This is a genomic window from Lysobacter sp. CCNWLW3 (assembly GCF_036697405.1).
In the GTDB taxonomy this organism is placed as follows: Bacteria; Pseudomonadota; Gammaproteobacteria; order Xanthomonadales; family Xanthomonadaceae; genus Lysobacter.
The window spans coordinates 21,834-44,408 of record NZ_JBAHWA010000003.1; the positions used below are offsets into that span (position 1 = coordinate 21,834).

Genomic DNA, 22,575 nt, shown 5'->3' on the forward strand with positions numbered 1-22,575 from the left:
CAAGGAAAGACCGGAAAGCCTACCGCAGCGCACAAAAGCCCGCCATGGCGGCGGGCGCGGCGGCGCTCCCGCAAGCCTGAAACCCGTGGCTTGCGCCGGTTTTCGACGGATATTCGCGCTCTTGGGCGGCTCGTCCCGATGCGCCGCCGCGGCGGGCGGCGAACCGGATCGCTCTGGCCGCGCGCCGCAAGCCGGCCCGGGGCCGCGCGCATGCGGGCGACTGCGGCGCCGCGGCCGGTGGGGTACCGGCCGCGGCGCACCCATACCGGTGCAGCGGATTCAGCGCTTGGTGCACACCCAGGCAATCACCTTGCCGGTGCTGTCGTATACCGGCGTCGCCCTCTGCCCGATCGGGCATAGGAGCAGAGGCTGGCTGGTCGCGCTGGCCAGTGCCGGCGCCAGCGACATGCCGATGAAGGCGAGGAGCAGACAGAACGTCAGTTTCATGGACGAACTCCTGTTGATTTCCGCAAAGGTTCGCTTGCATGCTGCGGCGGCCCATTCCCGGACCGCGCGGGCGATTGTCTACGCATTCGGACCGGGATGTGCGAAGTCGGTCGCATTCTCTGCCGGTGCGCCAGCGTATGGCGCACCCGATCCTTCACGTGTACAGCCGGAATCCACGATGACTCGTCCGTCCGCCGCCGTATCGTTCGTCCTCGCCGCCTTCCTCGCGCCGCCCGCCTTCGCCGCCGAAGCCCCGACCGCGCTGCACTGCGGCCGCTTGTTCGACGCGCGCAGCGGCCAGTTGCTTGACGCCCGCACGGTGGTCGTGCGCGAGGGCAAGGTCGCCGAGGTGCTGCCGGGGCGTGCCGATGTCGCCGGCGCGCGCGCGATCGATCTCAGCGGCCACACCTGCACCCCGGGCTGGACCGATCTGCACGTGCACCTGGGCTCGCAGTCCAGTCCGCAGAGCTATTCGGAAGGCTTCCGCCTCGACGACGTCGATTTCGCGTTCCGCTCGGTCGGTTTCGCCAAGAAGACCCTGATGGCCGGCTTCACCAGCGTGCGCGACCTCGGCGGCGAGGTCAGCCCGCACCTGCGCGACGCGATCAACCAGGGCCTGGTCGACGGGCCGCGGATCTGGGCCGCGGGCAAGTCGATCGCGACCACCGGCGGCCATGCCGACCCCACCAACGGCTACAACGACGCGCTCTCGCACCTTATCGGCCCGCCGGGCCCGACCGAGGGCGTGATCAATTCGATCGACGACGCGCGCCAGGCCGTGCGTCAGCGCTACAAGGACGGCAGCGACGTCATCAAGATCACCGCCACCGGCGGCGTGCTGTCCTACGCCAAGTCCGGCGATGCGCCGCAGTTCACCGTCGAGGAGGTCAAGGCCATCGTCGACACCGCCAAGGATTACGGCTACCGGGTGGCGGCGCACGCGCACGGCGAGGAAGGCATGAAGCGCGCGGTGCTCGGCGGCGTGACCAGCATCGAGCACGGCACCTACATGAGCCCGGACGTGATGTCGCTGATGAAGCAGAAGGGGACCTGGTACGTGCCGACCATCTATGCCGGCCGCTTCGTCGCCGAGAAGGCCAAGATCGACGGCTACTTCCCCGAAGTGGTGCGGCCCAAGGCCGCGCGCATCGGCGCCCAGATCCAGGACACCGCCGGCCGCGCCTATCGCGGCGGGGTCAAGATCGCGTTCGGCACCGACATGGGCGTGGGCCCGCACGGCGACAACGCGCGCGAGTTCGTCTACATGGTCGAAGCCGGCATCCCGGCCGCGACCGCGCTGCAGGCCGCGACCATCCGCGCCGCCGAGGTGTTGGGCGTGGACGATCAGGGCGTGATCGAAGCCGGCAAGCGCGCCGACATCGTCGCCGTGCCCGGCGATCCGATCGCCGACATCAATGCGGTGATGAAGGTCGATTTCGTAATGAAGGACGGCAAGGTCTATCGCCAGCCCGGTGCCGGCGACTGACGCCCCAACCCCGCCGGCGGCCGTTTTCGGTGCCGGCGCGCGGCGTGGATGGATTTTACGGCCAGTCCGTAACATGTCGGATCCGGCATTCGGCATGCATCACAGCCATAGGCGTTGGCGAGTCACCGTACAAGCGGCCACGCAGTCAGCTTTAGATCGCCAACCATGATCGCAACCGGCGCATGATTCTGGGGAGAACGGGCTGATGGCCATGCACGAACGAATACCCTACGCCCAACTCCCCATCGAGCTCAGGGCGTTCGTTCGGGTCCATGACTTCATCAAAGCATATGCGCTGCCTGATTCCGGGAACTACATTTTGTGGACCCACAATCAGTCGCTTGGGAAGCAGCAGGAAAAGGAGTTCTCGGCAGATCTGGGGCGCCTGCTTGAGCGCAGCGAGCGTGAGCGGCGGCTTCCGGCCCCGCAAAAAATATCGCTTGAGGTGCGCGGTTTTTGGATCGTCAAGGGATTTCGTCTGGAGGAGCGCACGGATTGCCTTTACGAGACATATGCCGTGCACGATCCCGACACTCTGCAGGCGATCCTGACGTGCGAGCAGATCGTGTTCGTCCCGAGTATGCGCGCGGTTCGCGACCTGGTGGGCGACGCGCTGGACAGCCACATGTTTCCGCGCGAGTACGCGTCATGGAGCGAAGGCGAGAAGATCGCGCATTGGGTTCGGTTTCTTTATCGGATCCGACGCCAAGCCGGTGAGACGGGATCGGATCCCAATGTCGTATTCGACGCCAGCCTCTTTGAGCACATGAGCAGCATCGATCCGCACATCCGCGCCACGATCGAGCAAGTGCTGGATGGTCTTGCAGGCATGGAGGCGATATCGGCCGCGGATCTTCGCGTTGCCCTCGAACGGGGCTGGCGTGGCCTCTAGGCGTCAATCGAAAAGGTTTCGGACAAACCGCTAAGCGGAGCAACGGGGAGCGCCACGATGGATCTGGAATGGATGGGTTACGTCGCCGCCACCCTGACCACGCTGTCATTCCTGCCGCAGGCGGTGAAGACCATCCGCAGCCGCGACACGCGCGGCATCTCGCTGGGCATGTACGTGGTGTTCACCATCGGCGTCGGCTTCTGGTTCGGCTACGGCCTGGCCCTGCACTCCTGGCCGATGATCGTGTCCAATGCCATCACCTTCGCGCTGGCGGCGACCATCCTGGGCCTGAAGATCAAACACGGTTGAGGCCGCGCTCAGCGCGTGGCCGCCTGCGCGCGCGCCGCGACCAGCCACCACAGCAACCAGGCGCCGAAGGCCGCGCGCTGGGCCAGGCCCGCCGGCAGCAGCGACGGCAGCACCAGCGCGCACAACAGCACCGCCAGCGCGGCGATCAGGCTGGCCTGGCTGAGCGTGCGCAACTCCGGCCGGCCGCGGCTGCGGCTGCCGAACGCGATGGACAGCGCGCCGGCGGCGAAGGCCAGCCACCACAGCAGCCACACCGTCGCGTGCAGGCGGCTGGGCGCGGCATCGAAGTCGTTCGGATCCAGGGGCAACAGCCCTTGCGCGGCGAACGCCAGCGCCGACAGCAGCACCAGCTGCGCGCCCACGCGCACGCTCCAGCGCGTGCCGCTCAACGCCTGGCGCAGGCCCAGGGCCACCGCGGCCGCGAGCAGACCCGGCAGCACGAAGCAGAACAGGTTGAACCACAACGCCTGCGGCGCGCCCGAACTGCCCAGCCATGCGACCGGGTGCTGCGTGTGCCGGTAGCCGTCCAGCGCCGCGCCGTAGCCCGCCAGGGCCAGCGCGAAGCACAGCAGCGCGGTCGCGGCGGCGATCGATTTCCAAGACTTCACGGCGACTCCCATACGAATACGTCCTCGACTCCTACTTCGAACGCGCGCGCGATCCGGAACGCCAGTTCCAGCGAAGGCGCATAGCGTCCGGCCTCCAGCGCGATGATGGTTTGCCGGGTCACCCCGCAGGCTTCGGCCAGCGCCTGCTGGGTCATCTCGCCGCGCTCGAAGCGCAGGCGGCGGATCCGGTTCGCGATCGGGGTGGCGCCCATGCGCGCGCTCAGTGCCGATCGCGCCAGTAGTAAACCGCGCTGGCCGCGTATTCGAACAGCCGGCCGCACATCAGCGCGAACACCAGCAAGCCCGACACCATCGCCGGCGTCGCCCACTCCAGCCGCGAGGCCGGGCTGAAGCCCAGCGTCACCGCGATCCCGACCACGCAGGCGATCAGCGCGCCATGGCCCCAGTCGGCCGCATGACGGGCGATCTCGCGATCGCGCTCGTCCTGCTCGATCGCGCCGCGCCAGCGCGAGCCCAGCGACTTCGACAGCACCGCCCAGGCCACCAGCAGCAGGACCAGATGGCGCCCGACCGCGCCGGCTTCCGGATTGCGCCAGACCTCGGCGCCCTGGAAGGCCTGCAGCTTGGCCAGGTAGTAGGCCGCCGCCACCGCCATGAAGCCCAGACCGATCCAGGCCCGCCATTCGCCGAGGGCGGCGCGGCCCTCGAATTCCGAACGCGGCACGCGTTGCAAGGCCAGCAGCGAGCCCCAGGCCGCGGTGACCAGCAAGGCCGCACCGAGCTTGCCGCCGTCGAAACCGAGCACCGCCGACGGGTTGACGATCAGCAGCCACAACGACAGCCCCGCCACCGCCAGCAACCCCGCCAAGCCCCAACCGCGCCTCACCATGGTGTATCCCCTGCCGGACAATATGTCCGCTGTACATTACATTCGTCCCGAAGCATGTCAAGTATTCTTTACACGGCTTGGATTCGCGCCACGCTGGCACCATGTCCGGCTGATCGTTTACGCAGGACCGCCCATGACCGCCTCCGCCGCCCCGCAGCCGCACGTCTTCGACGCCACCACCGACCGTTTCGAGGCCGAGGTTCTGCAGCGTTCGCTGCAGACGCCGGTGCTGGTCGACTTCTGGGCCGCCTGGTGCGAGCCCTGCAAGACCCTGGGCCCGCTGCTGGAAAAGCTGGCCGGCGAGTACAACGGCGCCTTCGTCCTGGCCAAGGTCGACGTGGACGCCGAGCAACAGTTGGCCGGCATGTTCCAGATCCGCTCGATCCCGACCGTGTACCTGGTCAAGGACGGCCAACTCGTGGACGGCTTCCCGGGCGCCCTGCCGGAAGGCCAGCTGCGCGAGTTCCTAAGCCACCACGGCATCCAGCCGGCCGCCGCCGTCGAGGAGGAGCCCGTGGCCGACGAACCGGCGCTCGCGCTGGACCCGCACACTGAAGTGCTGCGCCTGCGCGCCGAAGTCGCGGCCGAGCCCGATCAGGCCGAGCGCAAGCTCGAACTGGCGCTGGCGCTGCTGCGCACCGGCGCCGCCCACGAGGCCGAACAACTGCTCGACGCCCTGCCCGCCAACCTGGCCACCGACGACCGCGCCCTGCGCGCCCGCGCGCGCCTGGGCTTCGCCGCCCTGCTCAAGGACGCGCCCGCGCCGGAGGTGCTGGAAGCGGCGATCGCCAGCGACGAGACCGACCTGCGCGCACGCCACCTGCTCGGCGCGCACCGCCTGATCGGCGGCCAGTCCGAGGCCGCGCTGGAGCAGTTCATCGAGATGCTGCGCCGCGACCGCGCCTACCAGGACGGCCTGCCGCGCAAGGCCTTGATCGACGCCTTCCGCGTGGTCGAGGACGAAGACCTGGTCGGCCGCTACCGCCGCAAGATGTCCTCGCTGCTGTTCTGAGCCACGCCCGCGCCGCGGGAGCGAGCCCGCTTTGGCTCGCTCCTCACTCCTCCAGGCTCACTCCCTGCCCTTGACTATACGCATGCGTATGGCAGGCTGAGCACCCCTCGCCCGCCACGACCGCGCATGCAAGCCAGCACTCTGAAACTCGGCCTCAACCTGTGGCCGCCGTTCCTGTTCAGCGGCATCCGGGTCCGCGAGATCGCGCCCGACTACCGCCGCGCGCGGGTCGAATTGCGCATGCGCCCGTGGAATCGCAACTACGTCGGCACCCACTTCGGCGGCAGTCTGTTTTCGATGACCGATCCGTTCTGGATGCTGCTCACGCTCAACGCGCTCGGCCGCGACTACATCGTCTGGGACAAGGCCGGCAGCATCGAATTCGTGAAGCCCGGGCGCGGCACGGTGCGCGCCGAATTCGCGCTCGGCGCCGAGGTTCTGCAACAACTGCGCGACGCCACCGCCGGCGGCGACAAGACCCTGCACTGGTTCGACACCGAGGTGATCGACGCCGACGGCGAGGTGGTCGCACGCGTGCGCAAGCAGTTGTACGTGCGCCGCAAGCCGGGCCGCGGCGCGGGCGCCGCTGTGCCCAACGCGGCCGCAACGACGGTGTGAAGAGCGCCCGCGGTCTATTTCTGACGCGGTAGGGCCAATCCCGACGCGTCCGCAGCCTTCGCCGGCCCGTGGCCGCGCGCGCGCCTGTGGCCTTGCGCGCCCGACCATGCACAATAGGCGTGCGCGACAACGGATGGCGCGTCTTCACGTAATTTGCGTGATGTGAGTGTGGTCAGTCCCGGCACGCATCGGCGTATGCTGGGCACTCGCGACAGGGGGCCGCGATGTCCAGGTCTACACAAAACCCGCACGAAAACGCAGTGCCGTTGCCGGAGATCGCCGGCTATCGCCTGCTCCGCGTGATCAATCATGGCGGCATGTCGACCGTGTACCTGGGCGAACAGATCGGCTTGGCCCGCGAAGTCGCGATCAAGGTCATGCTGCCCTTGGCGCTGTCGGACGAAGTCAGCCGCCGCCGCTTCGAAAACGAAGTGCGCACCATCGCGCGGCTCGAGCATCCCAACGTCGTCGTCATCCACGAAGTCGGACGCACCCGCGAAGGGCTGCCCTACTACGCCATGCCCTACCTGGCGCGCGGCCATCTCGGCCAGCGCGACCTGAGCAAGGACGAACCGCGCGCGATCGCGATCATGGAAACGCTGCTGTCGGCGCTGGACTACGCGCATGCGCGCGGCGTCGTGCATCGCGACGTCAAGGCCGAGAACGTGTTGTTCGACGATGCCGAGCGCCCGTTGCTGGCCGACTTCGGCATCGCCCTGCGGCGCGGCTTCGGCCCGCGCGTGACCGCGGCCGGTCTGGCCGTGGGCAGCACCGCCTACATGGCGCCGGAACAGGCGCGCGGCGAAGACGTCGACGGCCGCGCCGATCTCTACAGCCTGGGCGTGCTGGGCTGGGAAATGCTGACCGGACGCCTGCCCTTCGAAGCCGCCGACGCCTTGTCGATGGCGGTGATGCACGCGCAGGATCCGATTCCGAAACTGCCGCAGCACCTGCGCCATTGGCAGCGTTTCATGAATCGCGCGCTGGCCAAGCAGCCCGGCCAGCGCTTCCAGGACGCCGCCGAAATGACCGAGGCGCTGGCCGACGTGCAGCGCAGCGGTTTCGTGCACAGCCTCAAGCGCCTGATGCCGCGCGCGAATCGCCTGCGCCGGTTCGCGGTGCCGGTGTGGGCCGGGGTCGCGGTCGCCGCGGTCGCCGTGGTCGCGATCGGCTTCGCCCTCAGCAGCGCCCAGGACGACGAGTTCTTCCGGGTCGAACGCAGCGCCGCCGCGCCGGTCGCCGCCGTGGCGAACCCGGCCGGCGACCCCACCGACGCCATGCTTGCGCCGTTGCCGGAAGCGCCGCTGCAGCGCTCGCTGGAAGAGGCGCGCCGCTACATCCGCCAGGGCAAGCTGACCGCGCCGGCCGACGGCAACGCCTACAACAGCCTGCTCACCGCCTGGCACGCCGACAGCACCAGTCCCGACGTGCGCGCCGGCGTGACCGAACTCACCCGCGCCCTCGGCGATCAGCTCGCCGTGGCGGTGCGCGAACGCAACGATCAGCGCGCGCGCGAGCACATGCTCAACGCCACCACGCTGGCTCAGCAGACCGGCAGCGCCGATTCTGCGGCGATGCGCGCCTTGCGCGAACAGGCCGCGGCCGCGCTGCAGGCGCGCATCGAACTCGCCGGCAAGCGAGACGATCGCGAGGACGCGCAGCGTTCGGCCGCGCTCGCGACCGAACTCGATCTGCCCAAGGCCACGTCCGCGCGTCTGATCGCGCAGGCCAAGGCGATCGGCGGCCTGCGCCCCGGCGAACAGGTCGCGGTCGGCAGCGTGACCCAGGACAACGGCCGCATCACCGTCGCGCTCAGCCCGCGCCCGGTCAGCCGCGCCGAATACGCGCGCTTCGCCAGCGCCAGCAATCGCAGCCCGGCGCTGTGCCGCGAACGCGCCTCGCTGCTGCGCGTGCTGGCGCCGCGCAACTGGGAATCGCCGGGCTTCAAGCAGAGCGACGGCGAGCCGGTGGTGTGCGTCTCGCAGGCCGACGCCGAGGCCTATGCGCAGTGGTACAGCCAGCAGACCGGCCGCCGCTACCGCTTGCCGACCGCGGCCGAGGCCGAACACCTCAACGACACCCCTGGCCGCGCGCTGTCGATGTGGCTGCGCGACTGCGGCCGCGATTGCCAGCAGCGCCAGGCCAGCGGCGCCTCCTGGCGCAGCAGCCAGGCCCAGCGTCCGCTCGCCGCCGCGCGCGGCTACGACGACGTCGGCTTCCGGCTGGTGCGCGAACGCTAAGCGCATCCGGCGCAGCGCCGCTCCGTTCGACCAACGCGGCTGCTGCCGCGAAAGCGCCTGCGTAGGATGCGGTGAGCCGAAGGCGAACCGCATCGCCCGCGACCTGCCCGATGGCGACGGTGCGGTTACCACCGCACCCTACCGCAGCAAGGGCTGCGCCCCTCCGATGGCGCCACTCGTACGATCTCGTAGGATGTGGTGAGCCGAAGGCGAACCGCATCGCCCGCGACCTGCCCGATGGCGACGGTGCGGTTACCACCGCACCCTACCGCAGCAAGGGCTGCGCCCCTCCGATGGCGCCACTCGTACGATCTCGTAGGATGTGGTGAGCCGAAGGCGAACCGCATCGCCCCGCGCACCCTTCCTGACCGTTCGCAATGCGCCGTCCGACCGCGAACGGCCGCCCGCGCACAGGCCCGCGAAGCGAATCCTCCCGCCGCAGCGCCGTCCGCGCCCGCGCTCGCCTACAATCTGGCGCCATGCGCATGTCCAACCTGCAACGCCTGTTCCTCACCGGTCTGCTGACCCTGCTGCCGATCTGGCTGACCTGGGTCGTGGTCAAGTTCGTGTTCGTGCTGCTGTCCGACACCAGCCGGCCGCTGATCGACCCCTTGTTGGCCAACCTCGCCGCGACCAACCCGCAGGCGCTGGGCTGGCTCACCGAACGCTGGTTCGCCACCGCGCTGGCGCTGGCCGCGACCCTGGGCGTGATCCTGCTGTCCGGGGTGATGGCGCGGCGCGTGGTCGGCCAGACCGTGCTGCGCGGCCTGGAATCCCTGATCAAGCGCATCCCGCTGGCCAGCACCATCTATTCCAGCGCGCGCCAGCTGCTCGACATCCTGCAGACCAAACCCGACGGCACCCAGCGCGTGGTCCTGATCGACTTCCCGCATACGGAGATGAAATCGATCGGCTTCGTCACCCGCGTGCTCAAGGAACACGGCACCGGCCGCGAGCTGGCGGCGGTGTACGTGCCGACCACGCCCAATCCCACATCGGGCTATCTCGAAATCGTGCCGGTGGAGAAGATCACCCCGACCGATTGGAGCGTCGACCAGGCGATGAGCTTCATCATCTCCGGCGGCGCGGTATCGCCGGAGACCATTCCCTTCTCCGTCCCCGTCGTCGCCGACGCGCCCACTTCGAACTGAGGCCCGCATGAGCCAGCAAGGACGCACCGCACTCGCCCGCCTTTTGCCTTTCCCCTCTTCGAAAAAGAGGGGCTGGGGGAATTCGCTTTTCGCGCGCCCCAAGGCGAAAGCGAAAGCGAATCCCCGGTCGTCCGCTGCGCGGACGCCTGCCTCCTCTTTCGAAGGGGGCGTGTTCAAGAGGGGGCTGGCGATGGCGTTGTCGGCGATGCTGTTGGCTGCCCTGCCCGCCGCCGCGACCGAATCGGTGGCCCTGCTGCCGCAGACGATCAAGCTCGACGACGGCCGCAGCTTCAAGCTCACCCTGCCGGCCAACCTCGAAGTCGTGCCGGTGGCGCAGGGCTATAAGCGCATCCGCTTCTTCGCGCGCAGCCCCGACGGCCGCATCTTCCTCACCGACATGCGCGACCTCAGCGACAACCGCAAGGGCCGGGTGCTGATCCTGGACGGCTGGGACGAGAAGAAGGCCAGGTTCGCCCGCATCACGCCCTACCTGACCGATCAGCGCAACCCCAACAACCTGGCCTTCCACACCGACAAACAGGGCCAGCAGTGGCTGTACCTGGCGCTGACCGACAAGCTGGTGCGCTACCGCTATCGCGCCGGCGATCTCGCGCCCAGTTCGGCGCCCGAAACGCTGGCGACCTATCCCGACTACGGGCTGAGCTACAAGTACGGCGGCTGGCACCTCACCCGCACGGTCGCGTTCGCCGACAACGGCAAGATGTACGTTTCGGTCGGCAGCAGCTGCAACGCCTGCATCGAGAAGGAATCCGTGCGCGCGACGGTGATGGAGTACAACCCCGACGGCAGCGGCGCGCGCTTGTACGCGCGCGGCCTGCGCAACGCGGTCGGCCTGATCGCCCACGACGGCCGCCTGATCGCGACCAACCAGGGCTCCGATCACCTCGGCCTGGACAAGCCCGACGAAACCTTCTTCAAGCTCGTCGACGGCGCCGACTACGGCTGGCCGCACTGCTATCACAGCCGCGGCAAGGTCTACGCCGATCCCAAGTTCCCGCGCGCCAGCGGCTGCGCCAAGGTGCCGCCCGCGTTCGGCTGGTTTCCCGCGCACGCTTCCGCGCTGGGCGTGGACTGGTTCCCGGCCGGCGACGCCATCCTGAGCAGTCAGTACGTGGTCGCCCTGCACGGCTCGACCAATGCCAAGATCGGGCACGGCTACAAGCTGGTGCGGGTCAACGCCGACGGCAGCAATGGCGGCGACCTGATCACCGGCTTCCTCGACGGCGCCAAGGTCAACGGCCGCCCCTGCGGCGTGCTGCGCATGGGCCGCGACGCGTTCCTGTTCACCGACGACAAGTACGGCGTGATCTATTACGTGAGACCGAAACGATGAGCGCACCGGCGGCCGATGTCACGAAGACGCTGGAAGACCGCGCGCTGCGCTTGTTCATCGTGCTGTCGGCGTTCTTCTGCGTGAACGCGGTGCTGGCCGAGTTCATCGGGGTCAAGATCTTCGCGCTGGAAGACACCCTGGGCATCGCGCCGCTGCAGTGGAACCTGTTCGGCCAGAGCGGCTCGCTGAGCTTCACCGCCGGCACCCTGCTGTGGCCCGTGGTGTTCCTGATGACCGACGTCATCAACGAATTCTTCGGCCGCCGCGGCGTACGCACGATTTCCTGGCTGGCCGCGCTGCTGATCGTGTACGGCTTCGTGTTCGCGTTCGCCGCGATCTCGCTGGCGCCGGCCGGCTGGTGGGTGAAGGCGGCCCAGGCGCAGGGCGTGGCCGACTACCAGGCCGCGTTCTCGGCGGTGTTCGGCCAGGGCCTGTGGACCATCGCCGGCTCGCTGGTGGCCTTCATGCTCGGCCAGCTGATCGACGTCGCGGTGTTCCACCGCATCCGCAACGCCACCGGCGAGAAGCACATCTGGCTGCGCGCGACCGGTTCCACCGCGGTCTCGCAGCTGGTCGACAGCTTCGTGGTGCTCTACATCGCCTTCGTGCTGGGCCCGCAGAAGTGGCCGACCTCGCTGTTCCTGGCGGTCAGCACGGTCAACTACGCCTACAAGATGCTGGCCGCGATCGCGATGATTCCGCTGATCTACCTGGTGCGCGCGGCGATCGTGCGCTACCTGGGGCAGGCGCGGGCGCAGCAGCTGCGCGACGAAGCCGCCGCCTGAACGCGACGCGCGCCGCGGTTCGGCGCATCCAAGGCCGCGCCGGCGCCGACCCGTGACTTCCGACCGGGGCGGCTGCGCGGGCGCTCGGCCATGCTGGGGAACTCATCGCTCCGGGGAACCCCGTAATGACCTTGCGTCCGCTCGTTCTCGCACTCGCTCTGACGGTCGCCGCCGCGACCGCCGCCCCCGGCTACGCCGCCGAGACGCCCAAGACCGCCGTCTCCGACCAGGCCAAGGCCGCCAAGCTCACCGCGCTGTACGGCCAGTACTGGGAGGAAGTGCTCAAGCTCAACCCGGTCCAGGCCACCTTCCAGGGCGACAACCGCTACAACGACCAGCTACCCGACTTCGGCACCGCCGCCTACCGCAAGCAATCGCACGACTTCACCGTGCGCTGGCTCAAGACCGTGCAGGACATCGGCCCGGCCGGCCTGCAGGGCCAGGACCTGCTGAGCTACGAGACCTTCGTGCGCGACTCCAAGATGTCGCTGGAGTCCGAGCAGTTCCCCGACTGGATGATGCCGATCAATCAGATGGGCAGCATGGCCAGCTTCGCCGTGCAGATGGGCTCGGGCACCGGCCCGCAGCCGTTCAAGACCGTCAAGGACTACGACAACTGGCTCGCGCGCGGCAGCAAGCTGCCGGGGCTGTTCGACACCGCGATCGACAACATGCGCCAGGGCATGAAGGCCGGCGTGGTCCAGCCCCGGGCGCTGATGGTCAAGGTCATCCCGCAGTTGGACGCGCTGATCAAGGACAAGCCGGAAGAGACCTTGTTCTGGGGCCCGATCACCAGCCTGCCCAAGGACTTCTCCGACGCCGACAAGCAACGCCTGACCGCGGCTTACCGCGAGATGGTCGCCACCCGCCTGATGCCGGCCTACAAGAAGCTGCGCGCCTTCATCAACGACGAATACCTGCCGGCCACGCGCGACAGCGTCGGCCTGGACAAGCTGCCCAACGGCCAGGCCTGGTACGCCTTCAACGCGCGCCAGCGCACAACCACCGACCTGAGCCCGGCGCAGATCCACCAGATCGGACTGGACGAGGTCGCGCGCATCCACGGCGAAATCCGCAAGGTGATGACTCAGGTCGGCTTCAAGGGCTCGCTGCAGGACTTCTTCAAGTTCATGCAGACCGATCCGCGCTTCGGCTTCAGGAGCGAGGACGCGCTGCTGGCGCATTACCGCGCGCTGGAAGCCAAGATCAACCAGAAGATCCCGCAGCAGTTCTCGCTGGTGCCCAAGGCGCCGTTCGAGATCCGCGCGGTCGAACCCTTCCGCGCCCAGTCCGCGGCCGGCGGCGAATACCGCAGCCCCAGCGAAGACGGCAGCCGTCCGGGCGTGTTCTACGTCAACACCTACGACCTGCCCACGCGCAAGACCTGGGACGCCGAGGACCTGTACCTGCACGAGGCGATTCCGGGCCACCACTTCCAGCTCGCGCTGCAGCAGGAACTGACCGGCATCCCCGCGTTCCGCCGCTTCGGCGGCGAAACCGCCTTCATCGAGGGCTGGGGCCTGTACGCCGAATCGCTGGGCAAGGACCTGGGCGTCTATACCGATCCCTACGATTACTTCGGTTATCTGCAGAACGAGCTGTGGCGCGCGATCCGCCTGGTCACCGACACCGGCCTGCACAGCAAGGGTTGGACGCGCGAGCAGGTGATCAAGTACATGCTCGACAACTCGGCCGAGAGCGAGACCCAGTCCACCGCCGAGGCCGAGCGCTACATCGCCTGGCCGGGCCAGGCGCTGGCGTACAAGATCGGCGAGCTGAAGATCCAGGAACTGCGCCGCAAGGCCGAGAAGGAACTGGGCCCGAAGTTCGACGTGCGCGAGTTCCACGCCGAAGTGCTGAAGGACGGTTCGGTGGCGCTGGACGTGCTGCAGCAGAAGATCGACCGCTGGATCGCCAGCAAGAAGGGCTGATCGCAGCATCGCGGCAACGGAAGAAGCCGGGCTTGCCCGGCTTTTTCTTTGTCCGGCGCCGGGCGCCAGGCGCCGGCGCCGGGGCGCTTGGTCCCTGCCCGCGCCATCACCTGCCCGGGGCTAAGCTCGTCCCGCCATGTCGCCGGTCGTTTTCTTCCTCTGCATAGCCCTGGGTGCGCTGCTGCTGGCGGCCCTGTTCGGCCTGGCCTGGCGCCGGCGCGCCCGCCCGGTGCTGCTGGTCGCGGCCGTGGCCTGGCTGGCCTACGCCCTGTATGAAGCCGCCGTTCAGCTCTACAGCCCTGGCGCCGCGCTGCGCGCCGACCTGCTGCTGATCTGGCCGCTGCTGGTCCTGATCGCTGTGTACGCGCTCTGGCGCGCGCGCCGCGCACGCCCCTGAGGGTCGGCGGCGAGCTACCGGGCCGGCCGCGGCCGGGCGGCGAAAAAAACGCCACAAGGCACGCGCAAGCGCCATAATACTGCGCGGCCCGTCACGTTTTGGGCTCGAATCCCAGCCCCTGTCGCCAGCCACGGAAGACGGATGTTCGCCATAGCAGTGCCGCCCCACCACGCCAGGCGATGGCGTCCGCTGGGCCGATGTCTGGTCGCCCTCCTGATCACGCTCGCATTGTCCGCCACGGCCTCGGCCCAGGAGTGGACCTACCGCGTGCGGCCGGGCGACAACCTGTGGGATCTGAGCGCGCGCCACCTGCGCACGGACGTCGATTGGCGGCGGCTGCAACAGCTCAATCGCGTCGCCGACCCTTACCGTCTGCCGCCCGGCACCCTGCTGCGTTTCCCGGTGTCCTGGCTGCGGATCGAGCCGGCCAAGGCGCGCCTGGTCGCGCTGCGCGGCGCGGTGCGCGCGCAGGTGTCCGCGCGCGCGGGCGTGACCTCGGCCAGCCAAGGCCTGCGCCTGAGCATCGGCGGCTGGCTGGAAACCGGGCCCGGCGCCAGCGCCACCCTGGAATTCGCCGACGGCTCGCGCCTGATGCTGACCGACAACAGCCGCATCGTGTTCGACCGCCTCAGCGCCTACGGCCAGACCGGCATGGTCGACACCCGCATGCGTCTGCAGCGCGGCCGCTCCTCCAACCGGGTGATTCCCGCGCGCGGCCCGGCCTCGCGTTACATCATCGAAACCCCGTCGGCGACCTCGAGCGTGCGCGGCACCCGTTTCCGCGTCAGCGCGGGCGACGGCGACCGGCCCGGCAGCACCGAAGTGCTGGAAGGCAAGGTCCAGGTCGGCGGCGCCCAGGGCCCCGAGGTGCTGGTGCGCCCGGGCTACGGCAGCGTCGCCGCCGGCGGCGCGGCGGCCTCGGCACCGACCCGTTTGCTGCCCGCGCCCAGGCTGGAGGAAGCCGGCACCCAGTTGGCCTCGCTGCCCATGGCCCTGAGCTGGAGCGCGCTGCCCGGCGCGGTCGCGTATCGGGTCGAAGTGGTGCGCGACGACGCGCCCGACGAACTGCTGTTCGAGGCGTCCACCGCCGCCACCCGCCTGCGCATCGCCGACCTGCCGCCCGGACGCCATCGCGTGCTGCTGCGCGCGGTCGCGGCCAACGGCCTGGGTGGCGAGGACACCGAGCGCAGTTTCGAGGTCAGCGCGCATCCGCTGCCGCCGCTGACCCTGCGTCCGCTCGACGGCGAGACCGTGCACGCGCCGCGCCCGCGCTTCGAATGGGCGCGCATCGAGGACGCCGCCGGCACCACCCTGGAGCTCGCCGACGATCCCGCGTTCGAGCGCCTGCGTTTGCAGACCCGGGTCGAAGGCCAGCAATATCGCCCCTCCGAACCGCTGCCGCCGGGCCGCTACTACTGGCGCCTGGCTTCGCGCGACGGCAACGGCCGCAGCGGCCCCTACGGCGACGCGCTGCCGTTCGAGGTCAGCGACGCTCCAGCGGATCCCGGCCTGCAGGCGCCCGAAGCCGCGCAAGGGAAACTGACCTTGCGCTGGAAGGACGCGGCGCCGGGCCAGCGCTTCCGCGTCCAGATCTCGCGCAAGGCCGACTTCGCCAAGCCCTTGCTGGACAGCGAAGTCGAGCAGCCGCAGATCAGTCTGGATCGCCCCGGCGGCGGCCGCTGGTACGTGCGCGTGCAGACCGTCGACGACGACGGCTACGCCGCGCCGTTCGCGCCGGCGCAGGAGATCCGTCTGCCGTGTCGCCTCTGTTATGCCGGCGCCGGCGCCGCAGTGCTGTTGCTGCTGGCCTTGTGAACGTGCGCGCGCCGTCCTGGGCCCTGCGCGTCGCCGCCGCCCTCGCCGTAGCGGGGCTGGCCGCGCTGATCAGCGTCGCCGGTACGCTCTGGTGGCTGGACGACGCCTTCTACGACCAGCACCTGGCGGCCTGGACCTATCCGCCCGACGACGACGTCATCGTGGTCGCGGTCGACGACCAGAGCCTGGGCGAACTCGGCCAATGGCCCTGGCCGCGCGACCTGCATGCGCAGTTGCTGGATCGTCTGGCCCACGCCGGCGTGCGCGGCGTCGCCCTGGACCTGGTGTTCGCCGAACCCGACCGCAGCGGCCGGGCGCACGACGACGCGCTGGCCGAGGCGATACGGCGCAACGGCCGCGTCGCGCTGCCGGTGATCGCCGCCGCGCCCAGCCAGAACGGCCCGCCGGTGGAAGTGCTGCCCACGCCGGTGCTGGCCGCGGCCGCGACCACGCTGGGCCACACCGACATCGAACTCGACGCCGAAGGCACCGCGCGCGGCATGTACCTGCGCGCGGGCCTGGGCGAAGCGCGCTGGCCGGCCCTGTCGCTGGCCACCATCGGCCTGGATCCGGCCTACGCGCAACGTCCGCTGCCCGGTCTGCGCCGGCCCGCGGCCGTGGGCGGATCGCCCTACCAATGGACGCGCGACCATTACGTACGCATCCGTTATGCCGGCCCGCCCGGCAGCTTCGCCCAGGTCTCCTACGCCGACGTGATCTCCGGGCGGGTGCCGGTCGAATTGCTGCGCGGGCGCTGGGTCGTGGTCGGCGTGACCGCGGCCGGCCTGGCGCCGCCGTTCCTGACCCCGATGTCCGACGAACTGCGCATGCCCGGCGCCGAGTACCAGGCCAACGTGCTCGAGATGCTGCTGCACGATCGCGCGATCGTGCCCTTGGCCCCGCAGTGGGCCGCCGCGCTCACCGCCGCGGTGGTGCTGGCGGTGGTGCTGTGCATCCTCGTCCCCGGCTTCCCGCGCCCGCTGCTGCTGGCCCTGGCCGCCGCCGTCGCCACCCTCGCCGCGAGCATCGCGCTGTTGCGCATGGGCAACCTGTGGTTCCCGCCTGCGACCGCGATCGTCGCCATCGCCCTGGCCTACCTGGCCTGGATGATCGGCCACCTGCGCCACTGGCGTCGTCAGGCCCACCTCGACACCCTCACCCGCCTGGCCAACCGACGCCGCTTCGATCACGTGCTCGAGCGCGAACTGGCGAGCGCGCGCCGCACCCGCGCGCCGCTGACCCTGGCCCTGATCGACGTCGACCACTTCAAGGCCTACAACGACGCCGAAGGCCACCGCGCCGGCGACAAGGTGCTGCGCCAGGTCGCCCACATCATCGCCGCGCACGCGCGCCGGCCGCGCGACCTGGCCGCGCGCTTCGGCGGCGACGAATTCGCCATCGTCCTGCCCGACACCGCCGGGCACGGCGCCGCGCTGGTCGCCGAGGCCCTGCTCGCCGACATGCGCGCGCTCAACCTGCGCCACGGCGACGTCCTGGGCGGCGCCAAGGTCAGCATCAGCATCGGCCTGCACACCTGCGTCCCCGGCCCCCGCACCCGCGAGCGCACCCTGTTCGACGCCGCCGACGCGGCGCTGTATCGGGCCAAGGAGAACGGGCGCGACGGCTATATGGCGACGCGGGCGGTGGAGGCGGAGTGAGGCGACGCGATAGCGCTAGGCGTCGGTGAGTTCCCGCGCAGCGTCCTCGTCGCCCATCGCCACCGCCTTCGCCAGCCAGTGTCGGTACCTGCGGCGCCGACCTTCGTCCCTATCGACGCCGCTGTCGTCCACGTAGAAATTGGCGACGCATAACTGAGCCTCGGGAACATTCGATCCTTCAACCGCCATACCGGGGATAGCTCGCGGGGACGGCGATCGGTCCTCGTCGCCCGCGCTCGCGCTTGCTGGCGTCCCGCCTGGTGGTGGCCTTCGTGCAATCGCGCGCGGCACGCTCCGTGCCCGGCGGGTCGGCGGCATCGACGCACACGCTGCGGCCGGCCGCGATCATCAGGGCCTGCCCGCCGCCGTAGTCCTGGATTTGGTCGTACTTGAACTCCGTCAGCGGCCGGCCGTCGGCGTCCAGCAGGGCGATGCGTTTCGCGCGCCATACCGCGATAAGTCCGCTCAGGTCCCAGGTGTCGCCGATATCGCTCTGGTCGTAGACCCGCTTGCCGTGCATATCGAACAGCTCCAGCCGATAGCGCTCGGCGTGCGCCTTGCGCCATTGCATGCGTTCGTACTGGTTGAGCGCTTCGGGCTCGGGATTGAGCAGGGTGCCGTAGCCCACCGTCCGGCCGTAGTAGCTGCCGCCCGGCCTTTGCATGCGTAGGCCGGTGATGAAGTTCACGGTGAAACTCTGGTATTCCTGCTCGGACACGCGGGCCCAGCCGTTGTCCAGGCCGTCGACCGCGTAGCCCGGCGAAACTTCGTAGTACTCGATCGGCAGGATCACCCGGCCCTGGGCGTCGAGCAGGCCGCGACGGACTTTGCTCGGCTCGCCGGGCCGGGCGATATCGCGCTGCACCTGGTACCAGCTGACGTCCGGCCGCAACTTGGTGCTGACCGCGACGATGTTGCGGTACTCGAACGCAATGACGGTCTTCCCGTCCTGGTCGATGACGCCGTAGCGATCGTCCATGAAATCCGCGCCCGGCGGCCTGACGATCGCGACGGCCTGGCCGTTGACGAAATGCAACTCTCTGTCGAACAGGGTCGCCGATACTTCATTTCCCTGGCGATCGAAGTCGCGCACGCTCTGCAGGCCGATGGCGCGCAGGCTGCCGTCGCCCAGATCGACGATGCGTTGGTAACCGATCGGGATCACCACGAGGTCGCGCTGATCCACCACGCCGAAGGCCGGCTGGCCTTTTCGATCGATCCGCGCCAGATGCAGGCCGCCGCCGAGCGATGCGATCTTGCGATGCGATGGCGCGGGCTTGCCGCGCTCGGCGATCGGAAGCGGTTTGGGCTGCGCCGCTTCCTTTCCGGTCATCGCCTGATAGAAGCGAACCGGCGCACAAGCGGCCAACAGGCAAAGCAGAGCGATGGGGACGATCCGGGCCATTTTTCTCATACGTCCGATGTTTGCATGCACGGCCGCTCGCGCGCTCAGGCAGGGGCTACGGCTCGTGGCGGACCGCGCGCTCTGTAGTGTTTGGAAACGACTCAGAACTTCTCGCCCACCGGCAGATAGCGCCATTCCCCAACCGGCATCTTGCTCAGCGAAATGCGGCCGATGCGCAGGCGCCTGCTGGAGATCACCTCCAAGCCGACCTGGGCGCACATATGCCGCAGCTGCCCGCCCATCACGTTCTTGATCGCGAAGCGCAAACGGGTTTCGTTGGCCCAGCTGACCTTGCACGGCGCCAGCGCCCGCCCGCGGTACTCCAGGCCGTGCGCCAGTCGCTTCAGACCGTAGGGGCCCAGTTCGCCGCTGACCTCGACCACGAACTCCTGCTCGATCTGGGCGTAGTCCTCGGTCAGGCGGCGCCAGGCGCGGCCGTCCTGGCTCAGCACCACCAGGCCGGAAGCCTCGGCGTCGATCGGCATCAGCGGGGTCAGGCTGTGGAAATGACGCTTGAGCAGGCGCACGCCGGACAGGTCGCCCTCGGCGTGCGCCGCCGGCAGGGCCAGGCCGGGCGTGTCCTTGAAGTCCAGGCCGGCCGGTTTGTGCAGCAGCAGGGTCGCCGGCTCGGCCGGCTCCAGCCGCGCCTCCGGGTCCAGCACCACGGCCTGGGTCGTGACCGGCGCCTGCGGCTCCTCCACCACCTCGCCGTCCACCCGGACCCAGCCGCCCTCGATGTATTGCTGGGCTTGCGCGCGCGAACAGCCCGCCAGTTCTGCGACGCGTTTATCAAGACGGACAGCTTCGGACATGGACAAAGTCGGCGGTAGAGGCGCTAAGTGTAAAGATACGCCCATATCCGGCGCCCGCCCCCCCTCCACCGGATCGTTCGTACACAGGACTAGATGAAGACTCCCCCCGGTTTGCAGGCGCTGATCGACGACGGCGTGATCGATGAAGTGATGCGTCCGCTCAAGAGCGGCAAGGAAGCGGCGGTGTATGTGGTGCGCTCCGGCAACGAGGTGCGCTGCGCCAAGGTCTACAAGGACATGGCCCAGCGCAGCTTCCAGCAGCGCGTGCAGTACCAGGAAGGCCGCAAGGTGCGCGGCAGCCGCGAGGCGCGCGCGATCGGCAAGGCCAGCAAGTACGGGCGCAAGCAGCAGGAAACCGCTTGGAAGAACACCGAGGTCGACGCGCTGTACCAACTGCGCGACGCTGGCGTGCGCGTGCCCGAGCCCTACGGCTATTTCCACGGCGTGCTGGTGATGGAACTGGTGACCGACGCCGACGGCCATTCCGCACCGCGCCTGGGCGAGGTCGAACTGGCGCCGGACCAGGCGCGCGGCTTCCACCGCTTCCTGGTCCGCCAGGTGGTGAAGATGCTGTGCGTGGGCCTGATCCACGGCGATCTGTCCGAGTACAACGTGCTGGTCGCACCGGACGGCCCGGTCATCATCGACTTCCCGCAGGTCGTCAGCGCCGCCGGCAACAATGCCGCGCGCGCGATGCTGCTGCGCGACGTCAACAACCTCACCGCCAGCCTCGGCGCCTGGGCGCCGGAACTGCTGGACACCTGGTACGCCGAGGAGATGTGGGCGCTGTTCGAGGCCGGCGAGCTGCACCCCGACAGCGAACTCAGCGGAACGTTCGTGCACGACGAATCGACGGTGGACCTGGGCAGCGTGCGCGACGCGATCAACGACGCGCGCGAAGAGGCGCTGATCCGCCAGCAAGGACGGGAAGCGGCGGCGGCGGAAGACTGAGCCCGAGGCGGCCAGCGCCGCCTGCGTCCCTCAAGCGGCCTGCGCCTTCGCTTGCGCTGCTTTGCCAACGCCGAAGACCGGTCGCCGCGTGCCAAAACCCGGCCTGCCGCCCCGCGGGGAAGGCGGCCGGGCGCGGTCGGCGCGGTCGCGATGGCTACCCCGCCGCGGCCGCCGCATTCGGAGCCAAGTTCCGACCGCACATGGGAATTTTCGTTCATGTTTGCGGCCATCGCCGCCGCGGTCGCACCGGAAAAGTGCCCAGACCACCCGAATTCACGACCCCGTCGCACTTTCGCATCGCCGGAGGTGGGGTGGATTCAATCCACTCTCGTTCCACTCTTTGCGGCTGGCCTAAGCGCTGCGCATGCCAGCGCAGGACCCACGCCTGCCCTAGACCCGCCGCAAGCTGTTCGCATCCTCTCTCTTATCTAAGGAGTTTCTGGATATGCGTAAGTTCAGTATGTCGGTTATCGCTGCGACCGCAGCCATGGCTGTTTCCGGCGCGGCCTTCGCCGCCGACGACCTCGCCCCCGCGTTGAAGTCGGCCATGCAGCGCGACTTGGGGCTGTCCGGCGCTCAGTTGGCCCAGTACCTCAAGGCCGAGCGCCAGGCCGAGCAACAGGAAAAGGCCGCCGAAAGGCAGCTGGGCCGCAACTTCGCCGGCGCCTGGCTGGAGCGCAAGGCCGACGGTTCCTTCGGATTCGTCGCCGCCAGCACCTCGGCCAAGGGCAAGGTCGCCGGCGTCGAAACGCGCCAGGCCCGTCATAGCCTGGCCGCGCTGAACTCGGCCAAGGGCCAGCTCGACAGCCAGCTCGCGCGCAGCGCCGGCGCGCCCAAGGGCGTGTACAGCTGGGCGGTGGATCTGCCCAGCAACAGCGTGGTCCTGGGCATCGCGCCGGGCGCCGAGGAAGCCGCGGTCGATTTCGTCGCCCGCAGTGGCATCGATGCGAACACCGTGCGTTTCGAAACCCTCAACGAGGCCCCGCAGCGCCTGATCGCCGTACAGGGCGGCCGCGGTTACCTGCGCGATCCCGGCGACGGCTATCTGTACGCCTGCTCGGTCGGCTTCACCGTGACCCAGGGCAGCTCCCCGGGCTTCGCCACGGCCGGCCACTGCGGCACCACCGGCGAGGTCGTCTATCACGAAGTCTCGCAATGGACGCCGGGCGTGAGGATCGGTTCGTTCGCCTCCTCCACCATGCCCAGCGGCACTCAGACCGGTCCCGACCGTGGCTGGGTCAAGGTGGATAGCACGCATACGCTGTCGCCCAGCGTGTACGGCTACGGCAATGGCGACGTCAACGTGCGCGGCAGCACCGAAGCCGCGGTTGGCGCGGCGCTGTGCCGTTCCGGCCGCACCAGCGGCTGGCGCTGCGGCGCGATCCGCAGCAAGAACATGACCGTGTCCTACGTGGACGGCTCGGGCAATCCGGACGGCACCGTGACCGGCCTGACCCAGACCACCGCGTGCGCGGAAGGCGGCGATTCCGGCGGTTCCTTCATCACCGGCGTCGGCCAGGCCCAGGGCGTGCTGTCGGGCGGCAGCGGCAGCTGCAAGGGCCGTCAGGGCCGGACCGGCGGCGGCAACAGCTACTACACGCCGATCAACCCCATCCTCAGCGCTTACTCGCTGACCTTGCGTACCAGCCCCTGATCCCTGCGGGCTGAACCACGAGTATGGGCGCCCCGGTTTTCGGGGCGCCTTTTTGTTTCGTCAGGCACAACGCCCTGGGCGCGATCGGCGGCAGAGCGGCCGCCAGGCTGAAGGATTCACCGAGCAAACAGTCGACTCCACGTCAGGGCGCCGACGCAGGCCAGGAGCAGGCGCCAGGTCGACAAGGAAACAGGATCCTT

General features: G+C 69.2%; 21 protein-coding genes. 15 read left to right on the forward strand and 6 right to left on the reverse strand.

Going from position 1 to position 22,575, the window contains the following annotated elements; genetic code table 11:
- Positions 1-279: 279 nt before the first annotated feature.
- Positions 280-447 carry a hypothetical protein gene (locus V1318_RS07490; RefSeq protein ID WP_332939032.1) on the reverse strand — a complete coding sequence of 56 codons (168 nt, stop codon included), beginning with the start codon at positions 445-447 and terminating at the stop codon, positions 280-282.
- Between the two features lie 178 nt (positions 448-625).
- Here V1318_RS07490 and V1318_RS07495 point away from each other — a divergent pair, with 178 nt between their 5' ends.
- The 3 genes from V1318_RS07495 to V1318_RS07505 all read left to right on the forward strand — a co-directional run bounded on the left by V1318_RS07495 (position 626) and on the right by V1318_RS07505 (position 3,134).
- Positions 626-1,933: an amidohydrolase family protein gene (locus V1318_RS07495; protein WP_332939033.1), complete on the forward strand. Its 1,308-nt coding sequence runs from the start codon at positions 626-628 to the stop codon at positions 1,931-1,933.
- Positions 1,934-2,138: 205 nt separating this feature from the next.
- Positions 2,139-2,825: a hypothetical protein gene (locus tag V1318_RS07500; RefSeq protein ID WP_332939034.1), complete on the forward strand. Its 687-nt coding sequence runs from the start codon at positions 2,139-2,141 to the stop codon at positions 2,823-2,825.
- Between the two features lie 57 nt (positions 2,826-2,882).
- The gene (locus tag V1318_RS07505; protein ID WP_332939035.1) at positions 2,883-3,134 is read left to right on the forward strand and encodes a SemiSWEET transporter; all 252 of its coding nucleotides are present in this window, start codon (positions 2,883-2,885) and stop codon (positions 3,132-3,134) included.
- An 8-nt stretch (positions 3,135-3,142) separates the two neighbouring features.
- Here V1318_RS07505 and V1318_RS07510 read toward each other — a convergent pair whose 3' ends face one another.
- From V1318_RS07510 to V1318_RS07520, 3 genes are read right to left on the reverse strand one after another with little or no spacing between them, the layout of a single operon-like run.
- Complete coding sequence (locus tag V1318_RS07510; protein ID WP_332939036.1) at positions 3,143-3,742, reverse strand: DUF998 domain-containing protein; 600 nt, start codon at positions 3,740-3,742, stop codon at positions 3,143-3,145.
- The gene (locus V1318_RS07515; protein WP_332939286.1) at positions 3,739-3,939 is read right to left on the reverse strand and encodes a helix-turn-helix transcriptional regulator; all 201 of its coding nucleotides are present in this window, start codon (positions 3,937-3,939) and stop codon (positions 3,739-3,741) included. The genes V1318_RS07510 and V1318_RS07515 overlap by 4 nt, the downstream gene beginning before the upstream one ends.
- A gap of 23 nt (positions 3,940-3,962) precedes the next feature.
- A complete protein-coding gene (locus tag V1318_RS07520) occupies positions 3,963-4,592 on the reverse strand; it encodes a hypothetical protein (protein ID WP_332939037.1) in 630 nt (209 codons plus the stop codon).
- A gap of 133 nt (positions 4,593-4,725) precedes the next feature.
- Between V1318_RS07520 and trxA the strand changes: the two genes are divergently transcribed.
- The 10 genes from trxA to V1318_RS07570 all read left to right on the forward strand — a co-directional run bounded on the left by trxA (position 4,726) and on the right by V1318_RS07570 (position 17,553).
- Positions 4,726-5,604, forward strand: coding sequence for a thioredoxin (gene trxA / locus V1318_RS07525; protein ID WP_332939038.1), 879 nt, complete (start codon positions 4,726-4,728; stop codon positions 5,602-5,604).
- 126 nt (positions 5,605-5,730) lie between these two features.
- The gene (locus V1318_RS07530; RefSeq protein ID WP_332939039.1) at positions 5,731-6,222 is read left to right on the forward strand and encodes a DUF4442 domain-containing protein; all 492 of its coding nucleotides are present in this window, start codon (positions 5,731-5,733) and stop codon (positions 6,220-6,222) included.
- Positions 6,223-6,482: 260 nt separating this feature from the next.
- Positions 6,483-8,462, forward strand: coding sequence for a protein kinase (locus V1318_RS07535; RefSeq protein ID WP_332939040.1), 1,980 nt, complete (start codon positions 6,483-6,485; stop codon positions 8,460-8,462).
- Between the two features lie 479 nt (positions 8,463-8,941).
- Positions 8,942-9,613, forward strand: a complete 672-nt coding sequence (locus V1318_RS07540; protein WP_332939042.1) for a DUF502 domain-containing protein — start codon at positions 8,942-8,944, stop codon at positions 9,611-9,613.
- Between the two features lie 169 nt (positions 9,614-9,782).
- Positions 9,783-10,967 (forward strand): hypothetical protein, encoded by a 1,185-nt coding sequence (locus V1318_RS07545; protein ID WP_332939043.1) that lies wholly within the window; start codon positions 9,783-9,785, stop codon positions 10,965-10,967.
- Positions 10,964-11,752 (forward strand): queuosine precursor transporter, encoded by a 789-nt coding sequence (locus V1318_RS07550; protein ID WP_332939044.1) that lies wholly within the window; start codon positions 10,964-10,966, stop codon positions 11,750-11,752. The genes V1318_RS07545 and V1318_RS07550 overlap by 4 nt, the downstream gene beginning before the upstream one ends.
- Positions 11,753-11,877: 125 nt before the next feature.
- Positions 11,878-13,683 (forward strand): DUF885 family protein, encoded by a 1,806-nt coding sequence (locus V1318_RS07555; RefSeq protein ID WP_332939045.1) that lies wholly within the window; start codon positions 11,878-11,880, stop codon positions 13,681-13,683.
- A gap of 136 nt (positions 13,684-13,819) precedes the next feature.
- Positions 13,820-14,080, forward strand: a complete 261-nt coding sequence (locus V1318_RS07560; protein ID WP_332939046.1) for a hypothetical protein — start codon at positions 13,820-13,822, stop codon at positions 14,078-14,080.
- A gap of 228 nt (positions 14,081-14,308) precedes the next feature.
- Positions 14,309-15,895: a FecR domain-containing protein gene (locus V1318_RS07565; protein WP_332939047.1), complete on the forward strand. Its 1,587-nt coding sequence runs from the start codon at positions 14,309-14,311 to the stop codon at positions 15,893-15,895.
- Entirely contained in the window at positions 15,892-17,553 is a 1,662-nt protein-coding gene (locus V1318_RS07570) for a CHASE2 domain-containing protein (RefSeq protein ID WP_332939048.1), read from the forward strand. The genes V1318_RS07565 and V1318_RS07570 overlap by 4 nt, the downstream gene beginning before the upstream one ends.
- 178 nt (positions 17,554-17,731) lie before the next feature.
- Here the strand turns inward: V1318_RS07570 and V1318_RS07575 are convergent, their stop codons facing one another.
- Positions 17,732-18,886, reverse strand: a complete 1,155-nt coding sequence (locus tag V1318_RS07575) for a WG repeat-containing protein (protein WP_332939049.1) — start codon at positions 18,884-18,886, stop codon at positions 17,732-17,734.
- 173 nt (positions 18,887-19,059) lie between these two features.
- Entirely contained in the window at positions 19,060-19,770 is a 711-nt protein-coding gene (locus V1318_RS07580; RefSeq protein ID WP_332939050.1) for an rRNA pseudouridine synthase, read from the reverse strand.
- Between the two features lie 93 nt (positions 19,771-19,863).
- On the opposite strand from V1318_RS07580, the gene V1318_RS07585 reads away from it, so the two are divergent.
- Positions 19,864-20,721 (forward strand): PA4780 family RIO1-like protein kinase, encoded by an 858-nt coding sequence (locus V1318_RS07585; RefSeq protein ID WP_332939051.1) that lies wholly within the window; start codon positions 19,864-19,866, stop codon positions 20,719-20,721.
- A 487-nt stretch (positions 20,722-21,208) separates the two neighbouring features.
- On the forward strand, positions 21,209-22,375 hold the full coding sequence (locus V1318_RS07590) for a S1 family peptidase (RefSeq protein WP_332939052.1): 1,167 nt from the start codon (positions 21,209-21,211) through the stop codon (positions 22,373-22,375).
- Positions 22,376-22,575: the final 200 nt, after the last annotated feature.